The sequence below is a fragment of the Trichococcus alkaliphilus genome, assembly GCF_003008695.1.
GTDB classification, from domain to species: domain Bacteria; phylum Bacillota; class Bacilli; order Lactobacillales; family Aerococcaceae; genus Trichococcus; species Trichococcus alkaliphilus.
This window is the reverse complement of record NZ_PXZT01000019.1, coordinates 20,983-41,232: the sequence shown is the minus strand read 5'-3', so window position 1 is coordinate 41,232 and position 20,250 is coordinate 20,983. Positions and strand designations below refer to the sequence as shown.

20 protein-coding genes are annotated in these 20,250 nt (G+C 49.9%); 12 read left to right on the top strand and 8 right to left on the bottom strand.

Features of this window, described 5'->3' with window-relative positions; translation table 11 throughout:
- Window positions 1–4: 4 nt before the first annotated feature.
- Together C7R73_RS12660 and C7R73_RS12655 are read right to left on the bottom strand one after the other, a co-directional pair.
- A complete protein-coding gene (locus C7R73_RS12660; protein ID WP_106450853.1) occupies window positions 5–832 on the bottom strand; it encodes a pyruvate, water dikinase regulatory protein in 828 nt (275 codons plus the stop codon).
- A gap of 15 nt (window positions 833–847) precedes the next feature.
- Window positions 848–1,483 carry a CBS domain-containing protein gene (locus C7R73_RS12655; protein WP_086987566.1) on the bottom strand — a complete coding sequence of 212 codons (636 nt, stop codon included), beginning with the start codon at window positions 1,481–1,483 and terminating at the stop codon, window positions 848–850.
- Between the two features lie 306 nt (window positions 1,484–1,789).
- On the opposite strand from C7R73_RS12655, the gene C7R73_RS12650 reads away from it, so the two are divergent.
- From C7R73_RS12650 to C7R73_RS12625, 6 genes are all read left to right on the top strand, one after another.
- A complete protein-coding gene (locus C7R73_RS12650; RefSeq protein WP_106450852.1) occupies window positions 1,790–5,074 on the top strand; it encodes a DEAD/DEAH box helicase in 3,285 nt (1,094 codons plus the stop codon).
- A gap of 81 nt (window positions 5,075–5,155) precedes the next feature.
- Window positions 5,156–5,941 (top strand): threonine/serine exporter family protein, encoded by a 786-nt coding sequence (locus C7R73_RS12645; protein WP_106450851.1) that lies wholly within the window; start codon window positions 5,156–5,158, stop codon window positions 5,939–5,941.
- The gene (locus tag C7R73_RS12640) at window positions 5,938–6,402 is read left to right on the top strand and encodes a threonine/serine exporter family protein (RefSeq protein WP_106450850.1); all 465 of its coding nucleotides are present in this window, start codon (window positions 5,938–5,940) and stop codon (window positions 6,400–6,402) included. Before C7R73_RS12645 ends, C7R73_RS12640 begins: the two co-directional genes overlap by 4 nt.
- An 88-nt stretch (window positions 6,403–6,490) precedes the next feature.
- The gene (locus tag C7R73_RS12635; protein ID WP_161525949.1) at window positions 6,491–7,144 is read left to right on the top strand and encodes a YrrS family protein; all 654 of its coding nucleotides are present in this window, start codon (window positions 6,491–6,493) and stop codon (window positions 7,142–7,144) included.
- Between the two features lie 131 nt (window positions 7,145–7,275).
- Window positions 7,276–8,052 (top strand): IclR family transcriptional regulator, encoded by a 777-nt coding sequence (locus C7R73_RS12630; RefSeq protein ID WP_106450848.1) that lies wholly within the window; start codon window positions 7,276–7,278, stop codon window positions 8,050–8,052.
- Between the two features lie 378 nt (window positions 8,053–8,430).
- Entirely contained in the window at window positions 8,431–9,435 is a 1,005-nt protein-coding gene (locus tag C7R73_RS12625) for a sugar kinase (protein ID WP_106450847.1), read from the top strand.
- Between the two features lie 82 nt (window positions 9,436–9,517).
- Here C7R73_RS12625 and C7R73_RS12620 read toward each other — a convergent pair whose 3' ends face one another.
- The 6 genes from C7R73_RS12620 to aroE all read right to left on the bottom strand — a co-directional run bounded on the left by C7R73_RS12620 (window position 9,518) and on the right by aroE (window position 13,288).
- Entirely contained in the window at window positions 9,518–9,742 is a 225-nt protein-coding gene (locus tag C7R73_RS12620; RefSeq protein WP_106450846.1) for a hypothetical protein, read from the bottom strand.
- Window positions 9,743–9,761: 19 nt separating this feature from the next.
- Window positions 9,762–10,205 carry a GNAT family N-acetyltransferase gene (locus C7R73_RS12615; protein WP_106450845.1) on the bottom strand — a complete coding sequence of 148 codons (444 nt, stop codon included), beginning with the start codon at window positions 10,203–10,205 and terminating at the stop codon, window positions 9,762–9,764.
- Between the two features lie 9 nt (window positions 10,206–10,214).
- Complete coding sequence (locus C7R73_RS12610) at window positions 10,215–10,925, bottom strand: DUF2238 domain-containing protein (RefSeq protein ID WP_106450844.1); 711 nt, start codon at window positions 10,923–10,925, stop codon at window positions 10,215–10,217.
- Window positions 10,926–11,085: 160 nt separating this feature from the next.
- Window positions 11,086–11,946, bottom strand: coding sequence for a prephenate dehydrogenase (locus C7R73_RS12605; protein WP_106450843.1), 861 nt, complete (start codon window positions 11,944–11,946; stop codon window positions 11,086–11,088).
- Window positions 11,930–12,460: a shikimate kinase gene (locus C7R73_RS12600; protein ID WP_106450842.1), complete on the bottom strand. Its 531-nt coding sequence runs from the start codon at window positions 12,458–12,460 to the stop codon at window positions 11,930–11,932. The genes C7R73_RS12605 and C7R73_RS12600 overlap by 17 nt, the downstream gene beginning before the upstream one ends.
- Before the next feature lie 18 nt (window positions 12,461–12,478).
- Window positions 12,479–13,288 carry a shikimate dehydrogenase gene (aroE, locus tag C7R73_RS12595; protein WP_106450841.1) on the bottom strand — a complete coding sequence of 270 codons (810 nt, stop codon included), beginning with the start codon at window positions 13,286–13,288 and terminating at the stop codon, window positions 12,479–12,481.
- Window positions 13,289–13,743: 455 nt separating this feature from the next.
- Here aroE and aroF point away from each other — a divergent pair, with 455 nt between their 5' ends.
- From aroF to C7R73_RS12565, 6 genes are all read left to right on the top strand, one after another.
- On the top strand, window positions 13,744–14,769 hold the full coding sequence (gene aroF, locus C7R73_RS12590; protein WP_106450840.1) for a 3-deoxy-7-phosphoheptulonate synthase: 1,026 nt from the start codon (window positions 13,744–13,746) through the stop codon (window positions 14,767–14,769).
- Window positions 14,770–14,830: 61 nt separating this feature from the next.
- Window positions 14,831–15,904, top strand: coding sequence for a 3-dehydroquinate synthase (aroB, locus tag C7R73_RS12585; protein ID WP_106450839.1), 1,074 nt, complete (start codon window positions 14,831–14,833; stop codon window positions 15,902–15,904).
- Window positions 15,905–15,963: 59 nt separating this feature from the next.
- The gene (aroA, locus tag C7R73_RS12580) at window positions 15,964–17,259 is read left to right on the top strand and encodes a 3-phosphoshikimate 1-carboxyvinyltransferase (RefSeq protein ID WP_106450838.1); all 1,296 of its coding nucleotides are present in this window, start codon (window positions 15,964–15,966) and stop codon (window positions 17,257–17,259) included.
- The gene (gene aroC / locus C7R73_RS12575; RefSeq protein WP_086627353.1) at window positions 17,256–18,353 is read left to right on the top strand and encodes a chorismate synthase; all 1,098 of its coding nucleotides are present in this window, start codon (window positions 17,256–17,258) and stop codon (window positions 18,351–18,353) included. The genes aroA and aroC overlap by 4 nt, the downstream gene beginning before the upstream one ends.
- Before the next feature lie 20 nt (window positions 18,354–18,373).
- Window positions 18,374–19,519: a prephenate dehydratase gene (gene pheA, locus C7R73_RS12570; RefSeq protein WP_106450837.1), complete on the top strand. Its 1,146-nt coding sequence runs from the start codon at window positions 18,374–18,376 to the stop codon at window positions 19,517–19,519.
- A 121-nt stretch (window positions 19,520–19,640) separates the two neighbouring features.
- Window positions 19,641–20,165, top strand: coding sequence for a transcription repressor NadR (locus C7R73_RS12565; RefSeq protein ID WP_239992640.1), 525 nt, complete (start codon window positions 19,641–19,643; stop codon window positions 20,163–20,165).
- Window positions 20,166–20,250 lie beyond the last annotated feature (85 nt).

The window sequence follows — 20,250 nt, the reverse complement described above, 5'->3', positions numbered from 1 at the left end:
TGGTCTATAGTTGCTTGCGGCTGATGTTCATGACATCCATGTAGTGCAGGATGTGGTCGGCGGTTTCTTCGATCGCTTTGTTCGAAACATCGACGATTTCGCAGCCAATCTGTTTCATGATCTGGTCTGCATATTCGAGTTCCTCCAGGATGCGTTCCATGCCGGCGTAGCTGGCTGAGGGTGGCAGTCCCAGTGTCTTCAGGCGTTCTTTACGGACTTCATTGAGCTTTTTCGGCGAATTCACCAGGCCGATGATCCGCTCCGGGGCAATCGTGAAGATTTCTTTCGGCGGCTTCGATTCCGGAAAGAGCGGGATGTTTGCGACTTTCACGTTCTTGTTCGCAAGATAGATCGACAGCGGCGTTTTGGATGTGCGGGACACGCCGACCAGTACGATATCCGCCTTTTCGATGCCGCGCGGATCGCGTCCGTCGTCGTATTTGACGGAAAACTCGATGGCCTCGACGCGGTTGAAATAGTCCTCGTTGAGCTGACGGTTCATGCCCGGTTTCTCCTTGGCCGGAAGCTGGAACAGTTGCCCCAAACCGGTCAGAATCGGACTGTAGATGTCGACACCGATCAGATTGGATTGTTCGATCCGCTCCTTCATGTAATCGGCCATTTCCTTTTTCACGAAGGTATAGAAGATCATCGCCTTTTCATCTTCGGTTGCTTTCGCGCAGATGTCGTCGATTTCCTCGGTCGTCTGCACGTAGGAATATTTCTTCAGTTGGTAATTTTCCGTCTCGAATTGGTAGAGGGCGGAACGGATCACCACATCGGCTGTCTCACCGATGGAATCGGATACTAAGTAAATCGCATTAAGGTCCATTTGCACACTTTCCTCCTAAAGGTCTTTGTTGAATATATCAAGCAACAATCTGCTGGCGGTCGATTTCGAAAATTTTCCGATGACCTCTTTTTTCCCGGTTTCTTCATACACGGAACGGGAAAGGACTGGTAAACTGTCGACGCGATGGGTAACGAGCAATTTGGTGGCATCGACAACGAACGTGTCGCTGAAGACGGTATACAGATTTGGCATCTTCGTCATGACCATTCCGACCGGGATGGCATTCAGATCGGAATCGCCCAACGCGCTCTTGAGCAGATCCTTGCGCGAAACGATCCCCAGTATTTCCCGGTTGTCTGTAACATAAAGGGAACCGCAATCCTCCAGGAAAAGCTGGATGATGGCATCCTGGATGCTCGTTTCTTTGGTGAGGTTGACCGAGATGGCCATCACCTTTTCGACTTTTTGTTTGGCGATCTGTTCGACCAGCACGGAGTTGGTGTGCTCCTCGTTGATCAGATAACCGACTTTCGGTTTGGCTTGAAGGATGCCGCTCATCGTCAGCAGCGAAAAGTCAGGGCGCAGCGTCGCCCGCGCAAATCCTAATATGGAGGCAATCTTTTCACCGGAAATCGGCTGCTGCTTCTTGACGATTTCGATGATCTGTTTTTGCCTATCGGTAAGTTCCATTTTTCCACCTCAATTCTTAATGTGATGTGTTAATGAATATATAGTATGTCACATTGGACACGTTGTCAACACAAAGTGACATCTTTTTTAGGAAATGTTTCCAATGCTGTGAACGGTAGGGCCGAAGGTAACGGAAACAGCGCTGTGGAGGGGGCAATTCCCGATTGGAGGATGGCTATTCGCGAATATGACCCACCGGCCCCGGGCAATCAGTCGCATCCAACAAACCCAGCGCCATTTTTGTAGCATGCTGCACCTTCCTCTATGGTAAAATAGCAGAGACTATATGTGTGAGGGTGTGAACCAATGATGATTAATGCGACATACAATAAGCGGGAAATCAAAAATCTGACGAACAACTATATGACCTTTGAGAAAGGGGGACGTCTGTATAAAAGTGGAGCCGTAAAAGAAGTCACCATTGGCGAATCTGAGACGGTTGTCGTTTCCAAAATCCACGACAAAGCAACTTACACAGGAAAATTAAAACTGGACAAGTTTGGTAAGATTGATGATTACGAATGCTCATGTGAGTATTTCCAAAGCAATCCAGAAGTGCCTTGCTATCATCTGGTCGCCCTTATGTTGGCGGTGCTGCACCTTGCTGCGGAATATAGGCAGAAGACTGCTGCATTAACACCACTAACTCGGAATCAGACGCACCCAACTGTTCAACAAGACAAATACTACAATGTCGCAGAAACAAACCGTCTTTTGGGATTCCTCCAGTACGAATTGATGGATGAAAATGATTTTTACGAGCGCGTGCCCTTGCAGGTGGAATATATGCTGACATACCAACCTTACCAGGACAATCACAATTTCAGTCTGCGGATGAAGGTAGGGCTCGACCACCTGTACCAGGTGAAAGATTGCGAGTCGGTGGTCAATGATATTCTGAACGGCAACCAACTTCCTTTCGGGAAAAAGTTCATCTATACGCCGGAACAACATGAACTGACCGAGGCGGACCATGCCGTTTTTGTGCTGCTGAAGCAGATCGCCGAGGCCGCACGTACTTCGGGACGTGACCTCCGCACTGTTGAGGACCGCAAGGAAATCATTATCCCGAACAGCATGATGAAGGAAATACTGCTGAAATTAGCCGAAAATGCGAATGTGTCGCTGAAAACGAATCAGTACCAGAAGCAGGAGATGAAGCTGCGCCCGGAACAATTTGTGACGGAATTCAAAAAGCTGCCGCTCAGTTTCGCTGTCAGTGAATTGCCGGACGGGGGGCTCCTCTTTTCGGAAATAAAGGATTTTGAGAAAACGGTGCTGCTTTTTGGTGATAGCGGATTGCTGTTGGTTGACGAAACAATCTACTTCCTGAACCAAAGTACGTTGGAACGCTTGGCGACTGTCAACGCTATGCTTGTCCGTTCAGCTAAGGAAGGCATGCGTATTCCGCCGGACAAGTCAGCCGATTTCCTGGCGATTGCCGTTCCGGCACTGCGGAAAATTGTCGGAGTGCTGCTGACCGATGAGGTGCAAGGGAAATATCAAAGCTTCCCGTTGAAGACTGAGCTTTATCTGGATTGGCAAAAGGAGCGTTTGATTCTGGAGGTGTTCTTCAACTACGGCGAGGCGAAAATCGATGTCGCAAAAGAATCCATGGAGCGCATAGATTTGACGCCGGAATCGGTCATCCGGGATCGGGTTGCCGAAAGAGTCATCGCCAAAAAGTTCATGGACGCAGGAAAACACGCCTACCTCTTTGAGGATACGCTTTTCCTGCAGGATGTGGACCAAATCAGCGCCTTCCTTTACGAAGGACTGGATAAACTGGCCCCCCACTGCGAAATATTCACGACGGCGGCTGTCGAGAACCTACTTTACCAACCGGTCAGGCTGCCGAAAGTCGCCATCGAGCTGAACAATCAGTCTCGGTTGTTGGATGTGACCTTCAGCACCGACGAAATCAGCATGGATGACCTGAAACAGATGGTCAGGCAAATTGCGGCGAATAAGTCGTATCACCGCCTGTCCAACGGCAAGATCGTCAACTTGCGCCAGAAAGAAATCAAGGAGCTGACCGATGCGGTCGTGCAGCTGGATGTGCCTTTGAAGGATCTGAAAACAGAGATGTCCTTGCCGCTCTATAAAGCCTTTGGGTTGGATACCGATGCGGGGATCGTCCATCAGGATGAGGAATTTATGACGCTCATCAATCGGATGGAGAAACCCGAAAAGATCGATTTCGACTTGCCTGAGGATTTGAATGCTACCTTGCGCCCTTACCAGGAAACGGGTTACAAATGGCTGAAGGGGCTTGATCACTACGGCTTCGGCGGCATCCTTGCGGACGACATGGGACTCGGAAAGACGCTGCAGGTCATCAGCTTCATCGCCGGTTCGCTCAGTGAGGGAGACGGCAAACCTTATTTGGTCATCTGTCCTTCCAGCGTGCTCTACAATTGGCAGAAGGAATTCAAACAGTTTGCGCCCGGCATCCAAACACAGCTCATCACCGGCACGAAGAGCGAAAGGAGCGACTGCGTAACGGCTGCAATCGCCGAAAATATTCCGGTTTGGATCACCTCCTATCCGCTGCTGCAGCGCGATGAGGATCTGTATGAAGGGAAAGCCTTCCGGACCGTCATCCTGGATGAAGCCCAAAGCGTCAAGAACGCCACGGCGAAGACGACAAAGGCGGCTTCCGCGCTCCAAGCCAACAACAAAATCGCTTTGAGCGGGACACCGATCGAAAATGCGTTGTCCGAATTGTACACCATTTTCAGCATCGCGCAGCCAGGCCTTTTCGGAACGAGAACGAATTTCAAACAGATGGAACCGGCGCAGATAGCCAAAAAAGTCAAACCGTTCATCCTGCGCAGACTGAAAGCGGACGTGCTGAAGGATCTGCCGCCGAAGATCGAATCGATCTCCTACATCGAAATGACCGAAAAACAGAAGACCGTGTACTTGTCGCAGCTGCAATTGATGCGGCAGGAAACAAAAGAGATGCTGGACGCGGACACGCTGAACGAAAACCGGATCAAGATCTTGGCAGGTCTTACGCGCTTGCGCCAAATCTGTTGCGATCCGGCCTTGGTCATGGCCGACTACAACGGCGGTTCCGGCAAATTGGACAGGCTGATGGAGTATTTGGCCGAAGCCAAAGAGAACGGCAGACGCGTCGTGTTGTTCTCCCAGTTCACACAAATGCTGGCCATCATCCGCAAAAAACTGGATGCGGCCGGCGAAGCCTATTTTTACCTCGATGGGCAGACGCCGAACCAGGACCGCTTGACCCTGACGACCCGCTTCAACGAAGGCGAGAAGGATCTTTTTCTGATTTCCCTGAAAGCAGGCGGGACCGGTTTGAACTTGACCGGTGGGGATACGGTCATTCTCTATGACTCCTGGTGGAACCCGGCCGTCGAAAGCCAAGCGACCGACCGTGTGCACCGTTTCGGCCAGAAAAAGGTCGTGCAGGTCGTCCGCCTGATCGCGACCGGCACGATCGAGGAACGGATCAACGAATTGCAGGAACAGAAACGCGAAATGATCGATTCCGTCATCCAGGCAGGCGGCCAATCGGTCACCTCCTTGTCGAAGGAAGAATTGATGCAGCTGCTGGAAATATAGAGCTTGCTGTAATGATTGGGCGTGGGCCGCTAGCAGGCTGCGCACAAGCCAATAATGTTTTGAGAAGGAAGGGGGATTTGGATGACAGTTACACCTAATCCGGAAATGGATTTTGAATTATACATGGATACAGCGGTCCTGGCCGGGCAAATCATGCTGGAAAGCAACGCGGAAACTTACCGTGTCGAGGATACGGTGACGCGCATCCTGAAGAAGACCGGGCTGCAGATGACCGAAGCGTTGGCTTTGACCACTGGGCTCGTCGCCACGCTCGACAGTCCGAATATGCACGCGATCACAGTCGTCAAACGAATCACAGAACGCACGACGAACTTGAACCGAGTGTCCCGTGTCAATGCCGTTTCGCGGAATTTCGTCGAAGACAGATTGACGATCCAAGAGGCTTACGATGCGCTGCAGAACATCGACGAAATCCAATACAGCAGACGCCAAAAGAGTTTTGCGCTGATCGGCTTTATCCAATTGTTCATCTTTTTGATGGGCGGGACTTTCTATGACTTTTTGGCGATGATTCCGGTCAGCGCCGCAGTTTCTTTTGTTTTGCACATCGCGGCCAAATGGAAGATCCGCCCGTTCATCCAGAACATGGTCTCCAGTTTTGTGATCGCCGTGTTGACGGCCATTTTGTCCGAGCTATTAACGTTTCCGATCCAGCCGGATACGATCATCATTAGTGCCATCATGCCCTTGTTGCCGGGTACCGTACTGACGAACGGCATCCGTGACACTTTCCGCGCTGATTACATGTCGGGAGCAGCCAAAATATTGGAGGCCTTTGTGATCGCCGTATTCATCGCGATTGGCATAGGTGCCGGTTTGATCGTCGGCGGGGAGGTGATCCGATGACCCTGTTTAATATCGTTTTGGAAATGGTCGTCGCTTTTGTTGCTGTCTACTTCATTGCCATCACTTTGGAAGCTCCGAAACGGACTTTGCGGTATGGAGCATCTGGCGGGGCTTTGGGATGGGGAGTCTACCTTGTCGCACTGTCGTTTTTGGACATCGTCGGGGCCACTTTTCTGGCGAGCCTGTTCATCGCTTGGATTGCGCATCTGTTCGCGCGTCATCTGAAGACGCCAGTGACGATTTATTTCATCCCTGCCTTCATTGCCCTGGTTCCCGGAGCAGGCGTTTATCAATCGGTCTATTCCTTCATCAACAAAGAGTATGCAGTCGCGCAGCAGCATCTGGTCCTGACGCTACAGATATCGGGCGCCATTGCGCTGGCAATTTTCATTGTGGATAGTCTCTTCGGGCTTATGGCCAGGATAAAGGCTTCAAAACAAAAGAAAAGCCAAGCTAAATAGCAGCCTGTGACACAGAGTTGTAAACTGGATTTAACGTAGCCGTATCGCAAATATGCTAAACTTGTATCATTCAGAAGGGGGCTACCGCATGTCCGAGAACAATCAAAAACCGACCAGACAAGAATTACACGGAAATCATAAACGCAATAACCTGCTTGTAGTTTTGGGCATCATCGTCGCCGCATTTTTGGGGCTCGTGCTCCTTTATAATATCTTTTACGGGAATGATGAAGAACCATCTATCGCGGCAGGTAATCAAACAAACTCACAAAGCATGATCATCACCGAATCGGATGACTCCAGCGAAACGTCCTCTTCAGCAGAGGAATCTTCGAGTGAAGATAAAGATAAAGATAAAGATAGCGCCAAAGAAGAGTCGGAGGAAGAATCGGATGAAGATACGGATACGGAAGAAGTACCGTCGACCGATGAGAACGTAACAAAGGCCTATACCGGCGACTGGGAACCGATCGGCACGACCCAAACCGGGGAACATGTTACGGATTACAGCGACGGCTCCGCCGACCGCAACGAAATCAAAGAGGCCATTGCTGCCGTGACAGGCATCAGTAGCGATAACATGATTGAATGGTGGATCGGCAATGCCGGCGATCAGCAAGTCACCGCCACAGTCTCCGATACACAGAAAGAGACGATTGCGCGCGTCCAGCTCGACTGGGTCGACGGCGAAGGCTGGCAAGTCACGCTTGTGGAAGAATTGAACGAGATACCGAACAACTGATCAACACAGCAAGGCGCTCCTCATCAAATGGGCGTCTTTTTTTGCGTTGCTTATTTGGAAATGTTTCTGTACGGAATGCTCGTTTTGGGGTAAACTATTTCTAAATAGGAAACAGTTGAGGGGTGTCAAAAATGGAAGAAGAGAAAAAACCTTACGGAACGGTCCTGCTGAAAGCCGCAAAAATCATCGATCATTTATCCAACAGCAAGGAGGCCCAGAGTCTGGCCGCCATCGCAGCCAACACGGGTCTGTCCAGCCCGACGGCACTGAAGATCCTGGACACGCTGCTTTTGATCGGATATGTCGAAAAGGATGAACAGACCAAGCGTTTCACCTTGGGCAGCGCGCTGATCCGCTATGCGAACAACCGTCTGGCGAATCTGGACATCATCAAAATCACCGATCCGTACTTGCGCAATCTGCAGGCGGGCTTGGACGAAACGGTCCATTTGGGCATTCTAGATAAGGATGAGGTCCTCTACGTCAACAAGCTGGAGACGCAGAAAGCGATCGCCAATATCAATTCCCGCATCGGCAACACCAACCATCTCTACAGTTCCGCGATGGGCAAGGCGATGCTGGCCGCCTTCAGCGATGAAGAGTTGACAGCGTATCTGGATCGGGTCGAACTAGTCGCGGACACTCCGAACACGATAACGGATCGGGATGTTCTGAAGGAAGAAGTGAAAAAAGTCAAAGAGTCGGGTTTTGCCACCGATGACGAAGAGAACGACCTGGATGTCATCTGCATCGGGGCGGCGCTCGTGATCGACAACAAAATCCATGGCGCATTCAGCGTCAGCACGCCGAAGTACCGTTTCGAGCGCGAGAAGACCATCGAAAAGGTGCTGGAAACGAAAAAGAATCTGTTGGCCGAATTGAGCAGGACGAACACGTTTATTAGTTGATTTGGTATTCTGGTTCGAGTTTGCGCGTTTGGATTTGACCGGGTCTCCCCGCCAAAATGGGTTTGGCGGGTTATTTTTGCGCGGTAATTCATATCCCAATGTCCCAAAGCCCTAAATCTCTGGGAAATTGAGAATGTTAAGTGACAGACTGTTGGATAAATGTCAGTAAAAGAGGAATTCGCTCACATAGGTGTTGAAATAACCAAAAGGAAACCGTATAATGAAACCAAAGTATTTCCTAAAAGAAAACAGGATTTCCTATTTGGAAATCACGTAAGTTTTATATCATGCATTTCACGTCGGTTGCGTCATGCCAGTAAGAAAAATGTAACCGCGTTCAGGGAAAACATATTAATATAATCGGGAGCGTGCGAGAAGATGAGTAAAATTTTGACGTTGGGCGAAATCATGTTACGCCTATCTACAGATCCAGGAACATTGATGACCTATTCCACAAATTTCACCGGGCATTACGGCGGCGGGGAAGCGAACGTCGGCATCAGTCTGGCGAATTTTGGCCATGAAGTGGCTTTCGCAAGCAAAGTGCCGGCCAATCCGCTTGGTGTTGCGGTCCGCAAACATCTGAAGAGTTATGGAATTTGTACAGCCTTGCTTCGAAAAGGTGGGGAGCGCCTGGGCACCTACTATTTGGAAAGCGGCGTTGGGGAACGTGCGGCATCCGTTGTCTATGACCGTGCCCATTCAAGTTTCTCGAGTATGGAAGCCTTGGAATGGGATTTCGACGAGCTGTTCGAGGATGTGAACCTGTTCCATATTTCCGGCGTCACTGCTGCACTCACAAAGGATTGGGCCGCATGGTCGGTCGATTTGGTGCGGGAAGCGAAAAGACGCGGAATCAAAGTCAGTTTCGATATCAACTACCGCGCCAAACTTTGGACGCAGGCTGAATGCGGGGCTTTCCTGCAGCAAGTCTTGCCGTTGACCGATTATCTTTCTGCGGGCAAATTGGATGCCTTGTATCTGATGGGGATTCCGGAAAATACGAGCGAGCAGGAAGACGTGACTTATTATTACGAGAAGATGGCGGAAAAATATCCGAACATCGAAGTCTTCTATTCCACCATCCGTCAGGTGCATTCCGCCAGCCACAATGTGCTCCAAGGGACGATGTGGCGCAAAGGGGAAACGACCTTCTCGAACGTGCATACGATCACACCGATCGTTGACCGCGTCGGCGGCGGGGATGCCTATGCAGCCGGAATCCTGCACGGTATCCTCTCCGAGTATACAGCGGAGCATACTGTCGATTTCGCGATCGCCGCTTCCAGCATGAAGCACACGATCCATGGCGACTGCAACCAGTTTTCCGCCGAAGAAGTGGAAGACTTCATGAATTCCGAGTCCGGTGCAATCAAACGATAAGATAATGCATATCAAAAAGGCAAGCTTTCGGTCAATAAACCGAATGCTTGCCTTTTTTGTCGGCTGTGCCGTGGTGAGCTCATCAGATGAATTCGCTGTCGTATTGCTTTTCCAACTGTTTCATTTCATTTTGACTCACTTGGTCGAGCGTCATGAAAGCTAACAACAGGTTGAAATCGTCGCGGGCTTCCGAATCGGTGGCATCCCAGATGAGTGTGTGCGCCGCCTCGTCCTCATCGAGATCCTCCGATAAATCGATCATATTGTTGCGCCATTTGATGTATGCTTCGTATTGTCCAGGTTTCATATTGTTTCCTCACTTTTCTTTATTTCGTGATATAAATCATTTCGATTTCGCGTTTTTCAAGATCGGTGCCGCGCTTCATGAAGCCGGCGTTTTCAAGCGTTTCCCGTCCCCATTGGTTGCCGATCTGGATGGATGCCTGCAGCAGCGTGCAGTCGAATTGCGTCTCGATCCATTTCGCAATCTCCCTTACGCTTTCGGAACCGAAACTTTTGGATTGGAAGGGCTGGCCGACCATGAACTGTTCGAGCGTCATGATCGCTGTCTTCTGCTCTTTTTTGACGAACGCCAAGCCGACCAGTTCTTCCTCTGCATAAAGGGCGACAGGGAAAAATTCTTGCGGTTGAACATAGGCGAGCGCAATCATTTCCGCATTCGGGCGGATGTATTTGCGCTGCCAATCATCGACGCTCAACGCAAGCGCGGCCTCGATATTGTCTTGTGAAAGGTTACGTATTGTAATCATTTTTTACCCCTAGTCCGTTTCATTATTTTGGGTTTCCGTATCGAAGGTGATGAGGTAAGCCTCAAGCCAATTGCCGCTGCTCTTCAAGGCGAAATAGCCCACGATAGCTACAATCGCTGCGGCGGTGCAGTTCACGATCAGGTCACCCATCGTATCCAATAAGGCTGACTGCCCGATCAGCGGAACGCCTTCGATTGTAGCGGTCCGTTGCGTATTCTGGCCCATGACGCTGTCGGCGAAAAACTCATAAAATTCCCAGAGCACACCGATCGTAGTTGCCAGACAGAAAGAAAAAAGCGAAGATAAAACCGGTGTCAGGTTCAATCTTTGGACGCCTCCCTCCTGCAGATTGGCGATGACGGAAAATCCGAGCACCCCGAATAAAGCGGAACTCAAGGCATGTTGGATTGTATCCCATTCGGCAACCGTGTCATAGAACCCGCCAAGACTGCCCAACAAGAGAGCCAAATAGAGAAACACAGCATAGATAAAAGTGATTCTTTGAGGCAAAAGGATCCGCGTATGTTTCCGCAGGAGCGAAGGGAAGAGCAAGGCAACCAGCCCGAAGCCGACTTGAACAAGCCTCAGGAAATGCTCAGCTTGCTTCTCAGTGCCTCTCGTTTGGACGAACCGCACAAATTCATAGCCGGTAATCAGGATGAAGCTCGCAAAGATGAACAGGACAACAGCGTAACTGAATTTTTTCAGCGTTTCACGCATGGTTCTTCAGCCTTCTTTCATTTATTCAGCACATGTATGATCTACTCTCATTTTAGTCGACTTCAGCGTGATTCGCAACTTGTCAGGCCTCTTTATGCCGCAAAAAAGGATGCCATAAAGGCATCCTTTTTTTGGCGGTGATCGTAAACAAAATCGCTGCTTATCTGTCGAACTTTTCCCGACGCTTGGTGGACTTGATGAAAAGCTGTTTTAACGCAATACTGTCGTCGTTCTTGATGGCCGCTTTGATCAGGTCGAGCTGATCCTCGAACGTCTGGATGCTCTTCAGCAAATACTCTTTGTTCTCCAGGAAAAGTTCGCTCCACAGGTCCTCATTGATCTTGGCGATCCGGGTCAACTCGCGGTAACTGTCACCGGTGAATTTTTCCGTTTCGCGGCCTTCAACATCGCTGTTGACCAAAGCCACGGCGATCGCGTGCGGCAACTGGCTGGTGAAAGCTATCATTTCGTCATGGTAATCGGCAGAGATGCGCGTGATCCTCCCGAAGCCCATCTCCATGATCAAAGCTTCCATGAAAGCAAGGTTCTCCTCTTTGTTGGAAGGGAGCGGAGTGAGGATGTAATTCGCATTTTTGTAGACGGAACTGCTGGCGAAATCGATGCCTTTTTTCTCGCGCCCGGCCATCGGATGACCGAAGACGAAGTCGATCGAGGCAGGCAAAACCGACAGGATATCTTCGATGAAGAACTTTTTGACACCCGTCGCATCCGTCAGAATCGAGCCCGGCTTGAAATGCTGCTTATGGGTGACGATGAAATCGTGCACCAGACGGGGATAGAGCGAAAAGATAACCAAATCGGATTGCGGCAGGATGTCTTTCCCATCCTGATAGCCCTCCTTGATGAGCTGTTGCGCTTTGGCTTTGTCCAGCGTCGCCTGGTCGATGTCGATGCCGTAAAGATTGCGGTAGCCGGCATCGTGAAGGGCCATCGCGAAGGATCCGCCGATTACACCCAAGCCGACGATTATGATGTTAAGCTCTTTATTGGGGATTGTCATGGGCGTCGCCTACCTTTCCTGATCCAGTGTGGCGCGCGATGATTTCAGCAGCGAGCTCTTCCAATGGCTTATCGTTCTTGACGATGAAATCCGCAGCGTCCTGATAAAGGGTTTCGCGTTCGGCCTTCAGCGCATAGATCCGTTCCAAACCGTCCTTCAGCAACGGGCGGTGGGAAACTTCGATGTCGTGCGTGATGTCTTCGACTGCTCGGTCGATGTAGTAGACTGTACCGTTCTTTTTTAAGGCCACTATGTTTTCATTGCGTTTGACGACACCGCCGCCAGTGCTCACGATCGTATCCTCAAAATCGGCAATTTCCTTATAGGCATCCGACTCGATGTTGCGGAAATAGTCCTCCCCAATTTGGAAGAGGTCAGTGATACTTTTACCGGTCTTCTCCTCAATGAAGGCATCCGAATCGATGAAACGGTAACCGATTATATTGCTCAATAATTTTCCTAAAGTCGTCTTGCCTGCACCGGGCAGTCCGATCAGGATGATATTTTTTCCCAAATCCTTCACCTATTTCCGTTATGATGTTATTTTTTCATAGATTTCTTGGTTCAATGCAAGTTCGAATGGCCGTTCCAGCCAGATTTCCTGGGATTTGATGCCTTGATGCACCAACATTTCCAATCCGTTGCAGGTTTTCAGGCCTGCTGTTTTCGCTAAGCGAAGGAATTCCGTTTCCTGCGGGTTGTAGATCAGGTCCACGGCTGCGCTGAATTGACGGATCACTTCGACTGGCACCGCGCTGATGCCGATGTTGTCAGGGAACATGCCGAGCGGTGTCGTATTGATGATCAGATCGCCTGAGATGTTCGTTATCTCATCATAACTCATCAAGGAGATGCGAGGATCCTCCGGAATATCAGTCAGGGAGCCTTTTTTCCGTGAAACGATGATAATCTTATTGATGCCGTTATCAAGCAAATATAAAACGACTGCTTTTGCGGAACCGCCGAAGCCCAAAACCATGGCTGTTTTGTTTTCTACCGCAATGTCGTGTGAAGCCAACATGGTTCCGAATCCGTAATAATCGGTATTGGCGCCGTACAGTTTACCGTTTTTTACCTTGATTGTGTTGACAGCACCGATGCGCGTCGCTTCCGGTGTGATTTCGTCCAAGTAAGCCATCACCGTCTGTTTGTAGGGAATCGTCACGTTGACGCCGACAAACTGAAGCACGCGGATCCCTTCAATCGCCGCTTCCAACTCTTCAAAGGGCAATTCAATATGTTTATAACCGGCATTCATTCCGATCAGATCGAAAAAAGTCGAATGGATTCTTTCTGAATAACTGTGGCTGAGATGTTCGCCGAATAAGCCGAAAAATTGCATTAAGTTTCACTCCTTTTAGGAAAGTGTAGATTATTGCCATGCAAATTTCAATACCCAGATTAAATTAAAAAAAAATTAAAAAACTATTGCAATGATTAGAGCGTTTGTTATAATGATTGAAATCAGACGTTTTCATTATGAGTTCAGCTGATTAAATGATACACAAGAGAAGAGGTCATCCGATGGGTTCCACGCATGCTATCAATCTTTTACAAACAAACTTTTACTTTACATACTTTACATTCTGGGGCTTCTATTTTAGCGCTGGATATTTTGTTTGGAAAAAATTGCATAGAGCGAATATGAGAAACATCAGAGGATGCGAGAAATAGGTTGCAGGACGGCTCGTCAGGCAACAGCATTTTTGGATAACGAAGCTTAACGCGGTGCTCATATAACATGGGCACCGCTTTTTATTTTTTTAAAAGCAAAAACATACTTAGGAGGAACAAGACATGATCATCATTTTGAAGAAAACGGCTAAAAAAGAGGAAATCGACGAACTGACAAAACGCTTAACGGATAAAGGGGTCATCGTGAGCCCGGTAATCGGCGAAACAATGACTATTTTGGGCTTGGTAGGGGATACTTCGAAAGTATCGATGGACACTATTCAGCAACATCATATCGTTGAACGCGTATTGAAAGTTCAGGAGCCTTACAAAAAGGCCAACCGCAAATTCCATCCGGACGATACGGTTGTCGAAATCGATGGCCAACGCATCGGTAACGGCTACTTCGGCGTGATCGCAGGTCCTTGTTCCGTTGAAGGCGAAGAACAGATCATCAGCATCGCGCAACGCGCAAAAGCCGCAGGCGCTAACTTCCTCCGCGGTGGAGCTTTCAAACCGCGCACATCCCCATACAGCTTCCAAGGTTTGGAATTGGAAGGCTTGCGCTTGCTGAAATTGGCGAAGGAAGCGACTGGCTTGCCGATCGTAACCGAATTGATGTCCACGAAATTCGTTGATGAGTTCGAGGCGGATGTCGATATGATCCAAATCGGAGCACGCAACATGCAGAATTTCGATCTGCTGAAGGAAGTCGGCAAAACAAAGACGCCAGTCCTATTGAAGCGCGGTCTGTCCGCAACTTACGAAGAATGGTTGATGTCTGCTGAATACATCATGTCCGAAGGGAACGAAAACGTCATCCTTTGCGAACGCGGCATCCGCACATTCGAAACGGAAACACGCAATACCTTGGATATCCAAGCCGTTCCGGTCATCCAAAAATTATCCCACTTGCCGATCATCATCGACCCAAGTCATGCCGGCGGTTCTGCTTACCTGGTGCCATCCATGTCCAAATCCGCAGTCATGTCCGGCGCGAACGGTCTGATGGTCGAAATCCACCACGATCCTGAGAACGCATGGAGCGATGGCCAACAGTGCCTGAACCCGAATGAGTTCGATGAGTTGATGGCTGTCGTAAAACAGTTGATTGCCATTGAAGGAAAGCATTTGGATGCGGTAAAATAAAGGAAGAACTTTCCTTGATAAAAAACGAAATCTGAATGAAATCTGAATGAGGAGTGAAACAATGGCTGAATTACATGTAGGGCTCGGCAAAAACAGTTATACGATCCTGATCGAAAATGGCTTGCGCCACCGTCTTCCGGAAGAAATCAAAAAAATCTACAGCGGCAAGAAGATTGCCATCATCACGGACCACAACGTCAATGCGCATTACGGTTCCCAGTTGGAGGCTGGTCTGCAGGCTGCAGGGTACGAGACGCTTGTGGTTGCCTTGCCGGCCGGCGAACAGACGAAAGATTTCCAGATGCTGCCGCAGATTTACGACCAATTGTTGGATTTCCAACTGAACCGCAGTGAATTGATCATTGCCTTGGGGGGCGGCGTCATCGGGGACCTCGCAGGCTTTGCGGCTGCCAGCTTCCTGCGCGGCGTGCCTTTCATCCAAATCCCGACTTCCTTGTTGGCCCAAGTCGACAGCAGCATCGGCGGCAAGGTCGGCGTCGATCTGGCAAGAGGGAAGAATCTGGTCGGGGCTTTCAACCAACCGAAGAAAGTATTCATCGACCCGGAAATGCTGAACACGTTGTCGGACCACTTTTTCCGCGACGGTCTCGGGGAAGTCATCAAATACGGCTGCATCAAGGACGCCGAATTCTTCAGCTTCCTGCAGACGCTGCATACCCGCGAAGAGATGATGGCGCACATCGAAAAGATCCTCTATACGTGCTGCGACATTAAGCGCAGAGTCGTGGAAGAGGATGAGAAGGACACCGGCGAACGGATGCTGCTGAACTTTGGGCACACGATCGCTCATGCTTTGGAGACATACACCAATTATGCAAAATATTCGCACGGTGAAGCGGTGGCGATCGGGATGGTCGCGATCACACGCCTTTCCGAGAAAAAAGGCTTCACAAAACTTGGTACTGCAGCGGCGATCGAAGCATTGGCTAAACAAGTCGGCTTGCCTACAGAACTGCATATCGAAGAAGTTGATTTGGACAGTTTGCTGGCGATCATGACGTTGGACAAAAAGAATTTGGACGACCATCTGAAAGTTATCCTGTTGAAGGAAATCGGCATCAGCTACGTTCAGGATGAAACTATCGCCTTCTTTGACGATTTGGAGAACATGTAGAACTATACTATAGAAGAAACAGAAGAAATAAAATCGAAGAAACAAACAGGAGGATTACAATGGATTTGACGATACAGCCACATAAGCTATCGGGAACAGTGACTGTCCCGCCTTCAAAGAGTTTGGCGCACCGTGCGGTCATTTGTGCCGCGCTTTCCGACGGCACCTGCAAGATCGATAACATCGCACTCTCGGATGACATCATCGCAACTACAGAGGCCATGAAGGCATTCGGAGCAATCATCGAGCAGGACGGCAGCACTTTGACGATCACCGGCGCTGGCCAATACGTTACAGAAGCAAAAGCAGCTGGGGACGCAACGACCGCTGAGCACCTGATCGACTGCAATGAATCCGGTTCGACCTTGCGTTTTGTCGTTCCGATTTCGACGCTTTTCCAAGGCGCGAGCCGCTTCATCGGAAGAGGGAATCTGGGCAAACGTCCATTGACCATCTTCTACGATATTTTCGAGGAACAAGGCATCTCTTACAAACCGACTGAAGGCGAGCTCGATTTGGTCGTGGATGGGAACCTGAAACCGGGTCACTTCTCATTTCCCGGAAATGTCAGCTCACAATTCATCACGGGCCTTTTGTTCACTTTGCCATTGTTGGACGGGGACTCGGTCATCACAATCACGACGCCACTTGAATCAATCGGCTATATCGATTTGACGTTGGATGTCATGAGCGCTTTCGGTGTCACCATCGAAAACGAAGACCATCAACTCTTCCGGATTAAGGGTGGTCAATCCTACAAAGCGACGGATTACCGGGTCGAAGGGGATTATTCCCAAGCAGCCTTCTTCCTTTGCGCAGACGCATTAGGGAACGATCTGTTGGTGGACGATCTCTCGATGGATTCGCTACAGGGTGACCGCGCTGTCGTTTCCATTTTGGAAGCGATGGGCGTCACTTTTGAACAACAGGGCAACGGTTTGATTGGCACGGCAACAGCCGGATTGCACGGCACGCTGATCGATGCGGCGCAATGCCCGGACATCATTCCGGTCGTCGCGTTGACGGCTTGCCTGAGCGAAGGCAGAACGGAAATCATCAACGCCGGCAGACTGCGCATCAAAGAATGCGATCGTCTGCAAGCGACGGCCAGCGAATTGAAGAAACTGGGCGCTGACATCGAAGAACTTCCGGAAGGCCTGTTGATCCATGGCGTCAAATCACTGAAGGGCGGAGAGACCGTCTGGAGCTACAAAGACCACCGCATCGCCATGATGCTGGCAATCGCTGCGACAGTCTGTGAACAGCCGATCACGGTTACGGATGCCGAATGCGTTTCAAAATCGTATCCGAATTTTTGGGAAGACTATAAAGCTATAGGAGGCAAGATACAATGAGCGGTGTATTTGGGAATAAATTAAAGGTATCCATCTTCGGCGAATCACATGGTTCCGCAATCGGCGTCACCATCGACGGTTTGCCGCCAGGCCATAAAATCGATATGGATAAAGTTCTGGAGGAAATGAAACGGAGAGCGCCAGGCCAAGGGGCATTGACGACGCCAAGGAAAGAAAAAGATCAGCCTGAAATCTTGAGCGGTTACTTCAACGACATGACGACAGGCAGCCCGCTTGCGGCGATCATCCGCAACAGCGATACGCGTTCCAAAGACTACGGCCAGATGAAAAAATTGATGCGTCCCGGCCAGGCCGATTACCCAGGCTATGTCCGTTACGACGGCTTCAATGATTACCGCGGCAGCGGCCATTTCTCCGGCCGGATCACGGCACCGTTAGTGTTTGCTGGTGCGATCGCGAAGCAATTGCTTGAAAAACAAGGTATCACAATCGGTGGCCACGTGAAGAGCGTAGCCAAAATCCAGGATGACAGCTTTCTGAACACGGAAGTCACACCGGAAATGCTGAAAAGCTTTGCAAGTAAAGAACTTCCGTTGTTGAACGAGTCGCTTGAAGAGGAAATGCGCAATCTGATCCGCGAAGCAAAAGCCAGCGGTGATTCCGTTGGTGGAACCGCGGAAATTTGTGTATTGGGCATCCCAGCAGGAGTCGGCAATCCGTTTTTTGATTCCGTTGAGTCCGTTCTGGCGCATATTCTTTTCTCTGTGCCTGCCATCAAAGGTTTGGAATTCGGAAGCGGCTTCGGCATCGCAGAAATGCTTGGATCGGAAGCGAATGATTCCTATTATTATGACGGCGACCAGATCAAGACCCGCACGAACCATAACGGCGGTATTTTGGGTGGCATCACGGATGGCATGCCGATCATCTACAAAGTGGCGATCAAGCCGCCAGCATCCATCACGAAGCTGCAGCAAACCATCAACATCGAAGACAAGACGGATGCGGAATTATCGGTTGAAGGCAGACACGATCCGATCATCGTACCGCGCGCCATTCCTGTATTGGAAGCCGTGACGGCGATCGCGATCCTGGATCTGCTGTTGGATTCCAAATTCTATAAATACGACTGAGAACGGAGTGGAAGGCGAGTATGACGGATTTAGAAGACTATCGCAAAGAGTTGGATGCTATTGATCAGGAGCTTGTGGCTTTGTTCGAAAAACGGATGCACATTTCCCAAGCCATCGGCAATTATAAGCTGGTGCATGATTTGCCCATCTTTGACGAAGGCCGTGAGCAACGCGTCGTGGAAAAGAATCTTACCCATCTGAAGAGTGAAGAGTTTGCGGTGCAGACCCATCATTTCTTGGATACGATCATGGATCTTTCGAAGGAAGTCCAAAAGGATGTCCGGGCGGCTTCGAATGATTATGAACAGATTTTTGCGATCTACGATCCAAAAGAGCACGCGCAGATCGGTTATTTTGGGGAAACGGGCTCGTTCTGCGAAGAAGCGATGTTGGCCTATTTCAAGGAAGCCCCCCGCGATCCGAAAAACTACCATACCTTTGAATCGCTGTTCCTGGGTATCCAGAGTGGGGAAATCGATTATGGCGTTCTGCCAGTGGAAAACTCTTCCACTGGTGCGATTTCACAAGTGCTTGATCTGTTGTACAAATACGGCCTATCCATCGTGGGAGAGCAATACATCAAAATCGAGCAGCATCTGATCGGCCTGGAAGGGACCGGTCTGGATCAGATCGAGGAAGTCTATTCGCACCCGCAAGGTTTCCAGCAATCCACCGATTATTTCAAGGACCACGAGCAGTGGCGTCAGATTCCGTTCCACAGCACATCCGACAGCGCGAAAATGGTGAAGGACTCCGGTGATGCGCATAAAGGCGCCATCGCCAGCAGAAGGGCCGCACAGATCCATGGCCTCGCCATCTTGGCGGAGAGCATCCAGAATCAGAGCGAAAACACGACCCGCTTCATCATCGTCGGCAAGGATCTCGAGTCGAATCCGCGCTGCAATAAAGTCAGTGTGGTGTTCTCCCTTGACAACCAAGCCGGAACCCTGTTCAAGCTGCTGCGTCATTTCGCAAGGTACCACATCAACCTGATCAAAATCGAATCCCGCCCCGTCGAAGGGGAAAAATGGGAGTACTTGCTGTACCTGGATTTCGAAGGCAACATCGCCGACGAAAACGTCCATGAAGCCCTGCGCTTCATCCACCGGAGCAGCGTCTATTTCAGGCTCTTGGGCTGCTATAAGGCCGCTATCGAAAACAAATAAGAAAAGTCAGCAACAACCGCTTCGTGCGGTGCGTTGCTGGCTTTTTGATTTACGATTCTTGCAGTCCGGGGCAAAAATGGGTACTATTAGGGAGAGAACGCGTTACGGAAGGGTGAGTGTTGTGAAAGCAGCAGAGAGACGAAATGAAATCATCAAATTATTGGAGGCCACAGACCAACCGGTGAACGCCACCCAACTGGCTGAACTATTATCGGTCAGCCGTCAGGTCATCGTGGGCGATATCGCATTGATCCGTGCTAAAGGGATTGAAATCCTGGCAACGCCACGGGGCTATCTTTCCGCGAATGCATTCAAGGGCGAAGGCAGTCTGTTCACAGGCAAAATTGCCTGCCAGCATACGCGGGCCGAGACGGTGACGGAACTGAACATCATCGTTGACAATGGCGGCGAGGTCGTGGATGTCCAGGTTGAGCATCCGGTCTACGGAACCTTGACCGGTGAATTGCATATCCGTTCGCGCCATGATGTCATCGACTTTATGTCGAAAATCGCATCAAATGAAGCGGCGATGTTGTCTTCGCTGACCGGCGGCGTGCATCTTCATACGCTTGCCTGCAAGGATGAAGAAACATTCCTGCGCATCAAAAAGGAATTGCAGGAAGCGGGCATCCTCTATTCCGGGTGAAAATCCATGAAAATATGCTTGACAACTCCTGAAAAGATTATATAATATATTACAACTGTCAAGACAGTTGTAAACATCTTTGGAG

What these genes read in the sequence shown, in the direction of transcription:
- C7R73_RS12660 (WP_106450853.1), bottom strand. Translation starts at nt 832, where the DNA reads ATGGACCTTAATGCGATTTACTTAGTATCCGATTCCATCGGTGAGACA.
- C7R73_RS12655 (WP_086987566.1), bottom strand. Translation starts at nt 1,483, where the DNA reads ATGGAACTTACCGATAGGCAAAAACAGATCATCGAAATCGTCAAGAAG.
- C7R73_RS12650 (WP_106450852.1), top strand. Translation starts at nt 1,790, where the DNA reads ATGATGATTAATGCGACATACAATAAGCGGGAAATCAAAAATCTGACG.
- C7R73_RS12645 (WP_106450851.1), top strand. Translation starts at nt 5,156, where the DNA reads ATGACAGTTACACCTAATCCGGAAATGGATTTTGAATTATACATGGAT.
- C7R73_RS12640 (WP_106450850.1), top strand. Translation starts at nt 5,938, where the DNA reads ATGACCCTGTTTAATATCGTTTTGGAAATGGTCGTCGCTTTTGTTGCT.
- C7R73_RS12635 (WP_161525949.1), top strand. Translation starts at nt 6,491, where the DNA reads ATGTCCGAGAACAATCAAAAACCGACCAGACAAGAATTACACGGAAAT.
- C7R73_RS12630 (WP_106450848.1), top strand. Translation starts at nt 7,276, where the DNA reads ATGGAAGAAGAGAAAAAACCTTACGGAACGGTCCTGCTGAAAGCCGCA.
- C7R73_RS12625 (WP_106450847.1), top strand. Translation starts at nt 8,431, where the DNA reads ATGAGTAAAATTTTGACGTTGGGCGAAATCATGTTACGCCTATCTACA.
- C7R73_RS12620 (WP_106450846.1), bottom strand. Translation starts at nt 9,742, where the DNA reads ATGAAACCTGGACAATACGAAGCATACATCAAATGGCGCAACAATATG.
- C7R73_RS12615 (WP_106450845.1), bottom strand. Translation starts at nt 10,205, where the DNA reads ATGATTACAATACGTAACCTTTCACAAGACAATATCGAGGCCGCGCTT.
- C7R73_RS12610 (WP_106450844.1), bottom strand. Translation starts at nt 10,925, where the DNA reads ATGCGTGAAACGCTGAAAAAATTCAGTTACGCTGTTGTCCTGTTCATC.
- C7R73_RS12605 (WP_106450843.1), bottom strand. Translation starts at nt 11,946, where the DNA reads ATGACAATCCCCAATAAAGAGCTTAACATCATAATCGTCGGCTTGGGT.
- aroE (WP_106450841.1), bottom strand. Translation starts at nt 13,288, where the DNA reads ATGCAATTTTTCGGCTTATTCGGCGAACATCTCAGCCACAGTTATTCA.
- aroF (WP_106450840.1), top strand. Translation starts at nt 13,744, where the DNA reads ATGATCATCATTTTGAAGAAAACGGCTAAAAAAGAGGAAATCGACGAA.
- aroB (WP_106450839.1), top strand. Translation starts at nt 14,831, where the DNA reads ATGGCTGAATTACATGTAGGGCTCGGCAAAAACAGTTATACGATCCTG.
- aroA (WP_106450838.1), top strand. Translation starts at nt 15,964, where the DNA reads ATGGATTTGACGATACAGCCACATAAGCTATCGGGAACAGTGACTGTC.
- aroC (WP_086627353.1), top strand. Translation starts at nt 17,256, where the DNA reads ATGAGCGGTGTATTTGGGAATAAATTAAAGGTATCCATCTTCGGCGAA.
- pheA (WP_106450837.1), top strand. Translation starts at nt 18,374, where the DNA reads ATGACGGATTTAGAAGACTATCGCAAAGAGTTGGATGCTATTGATCAG.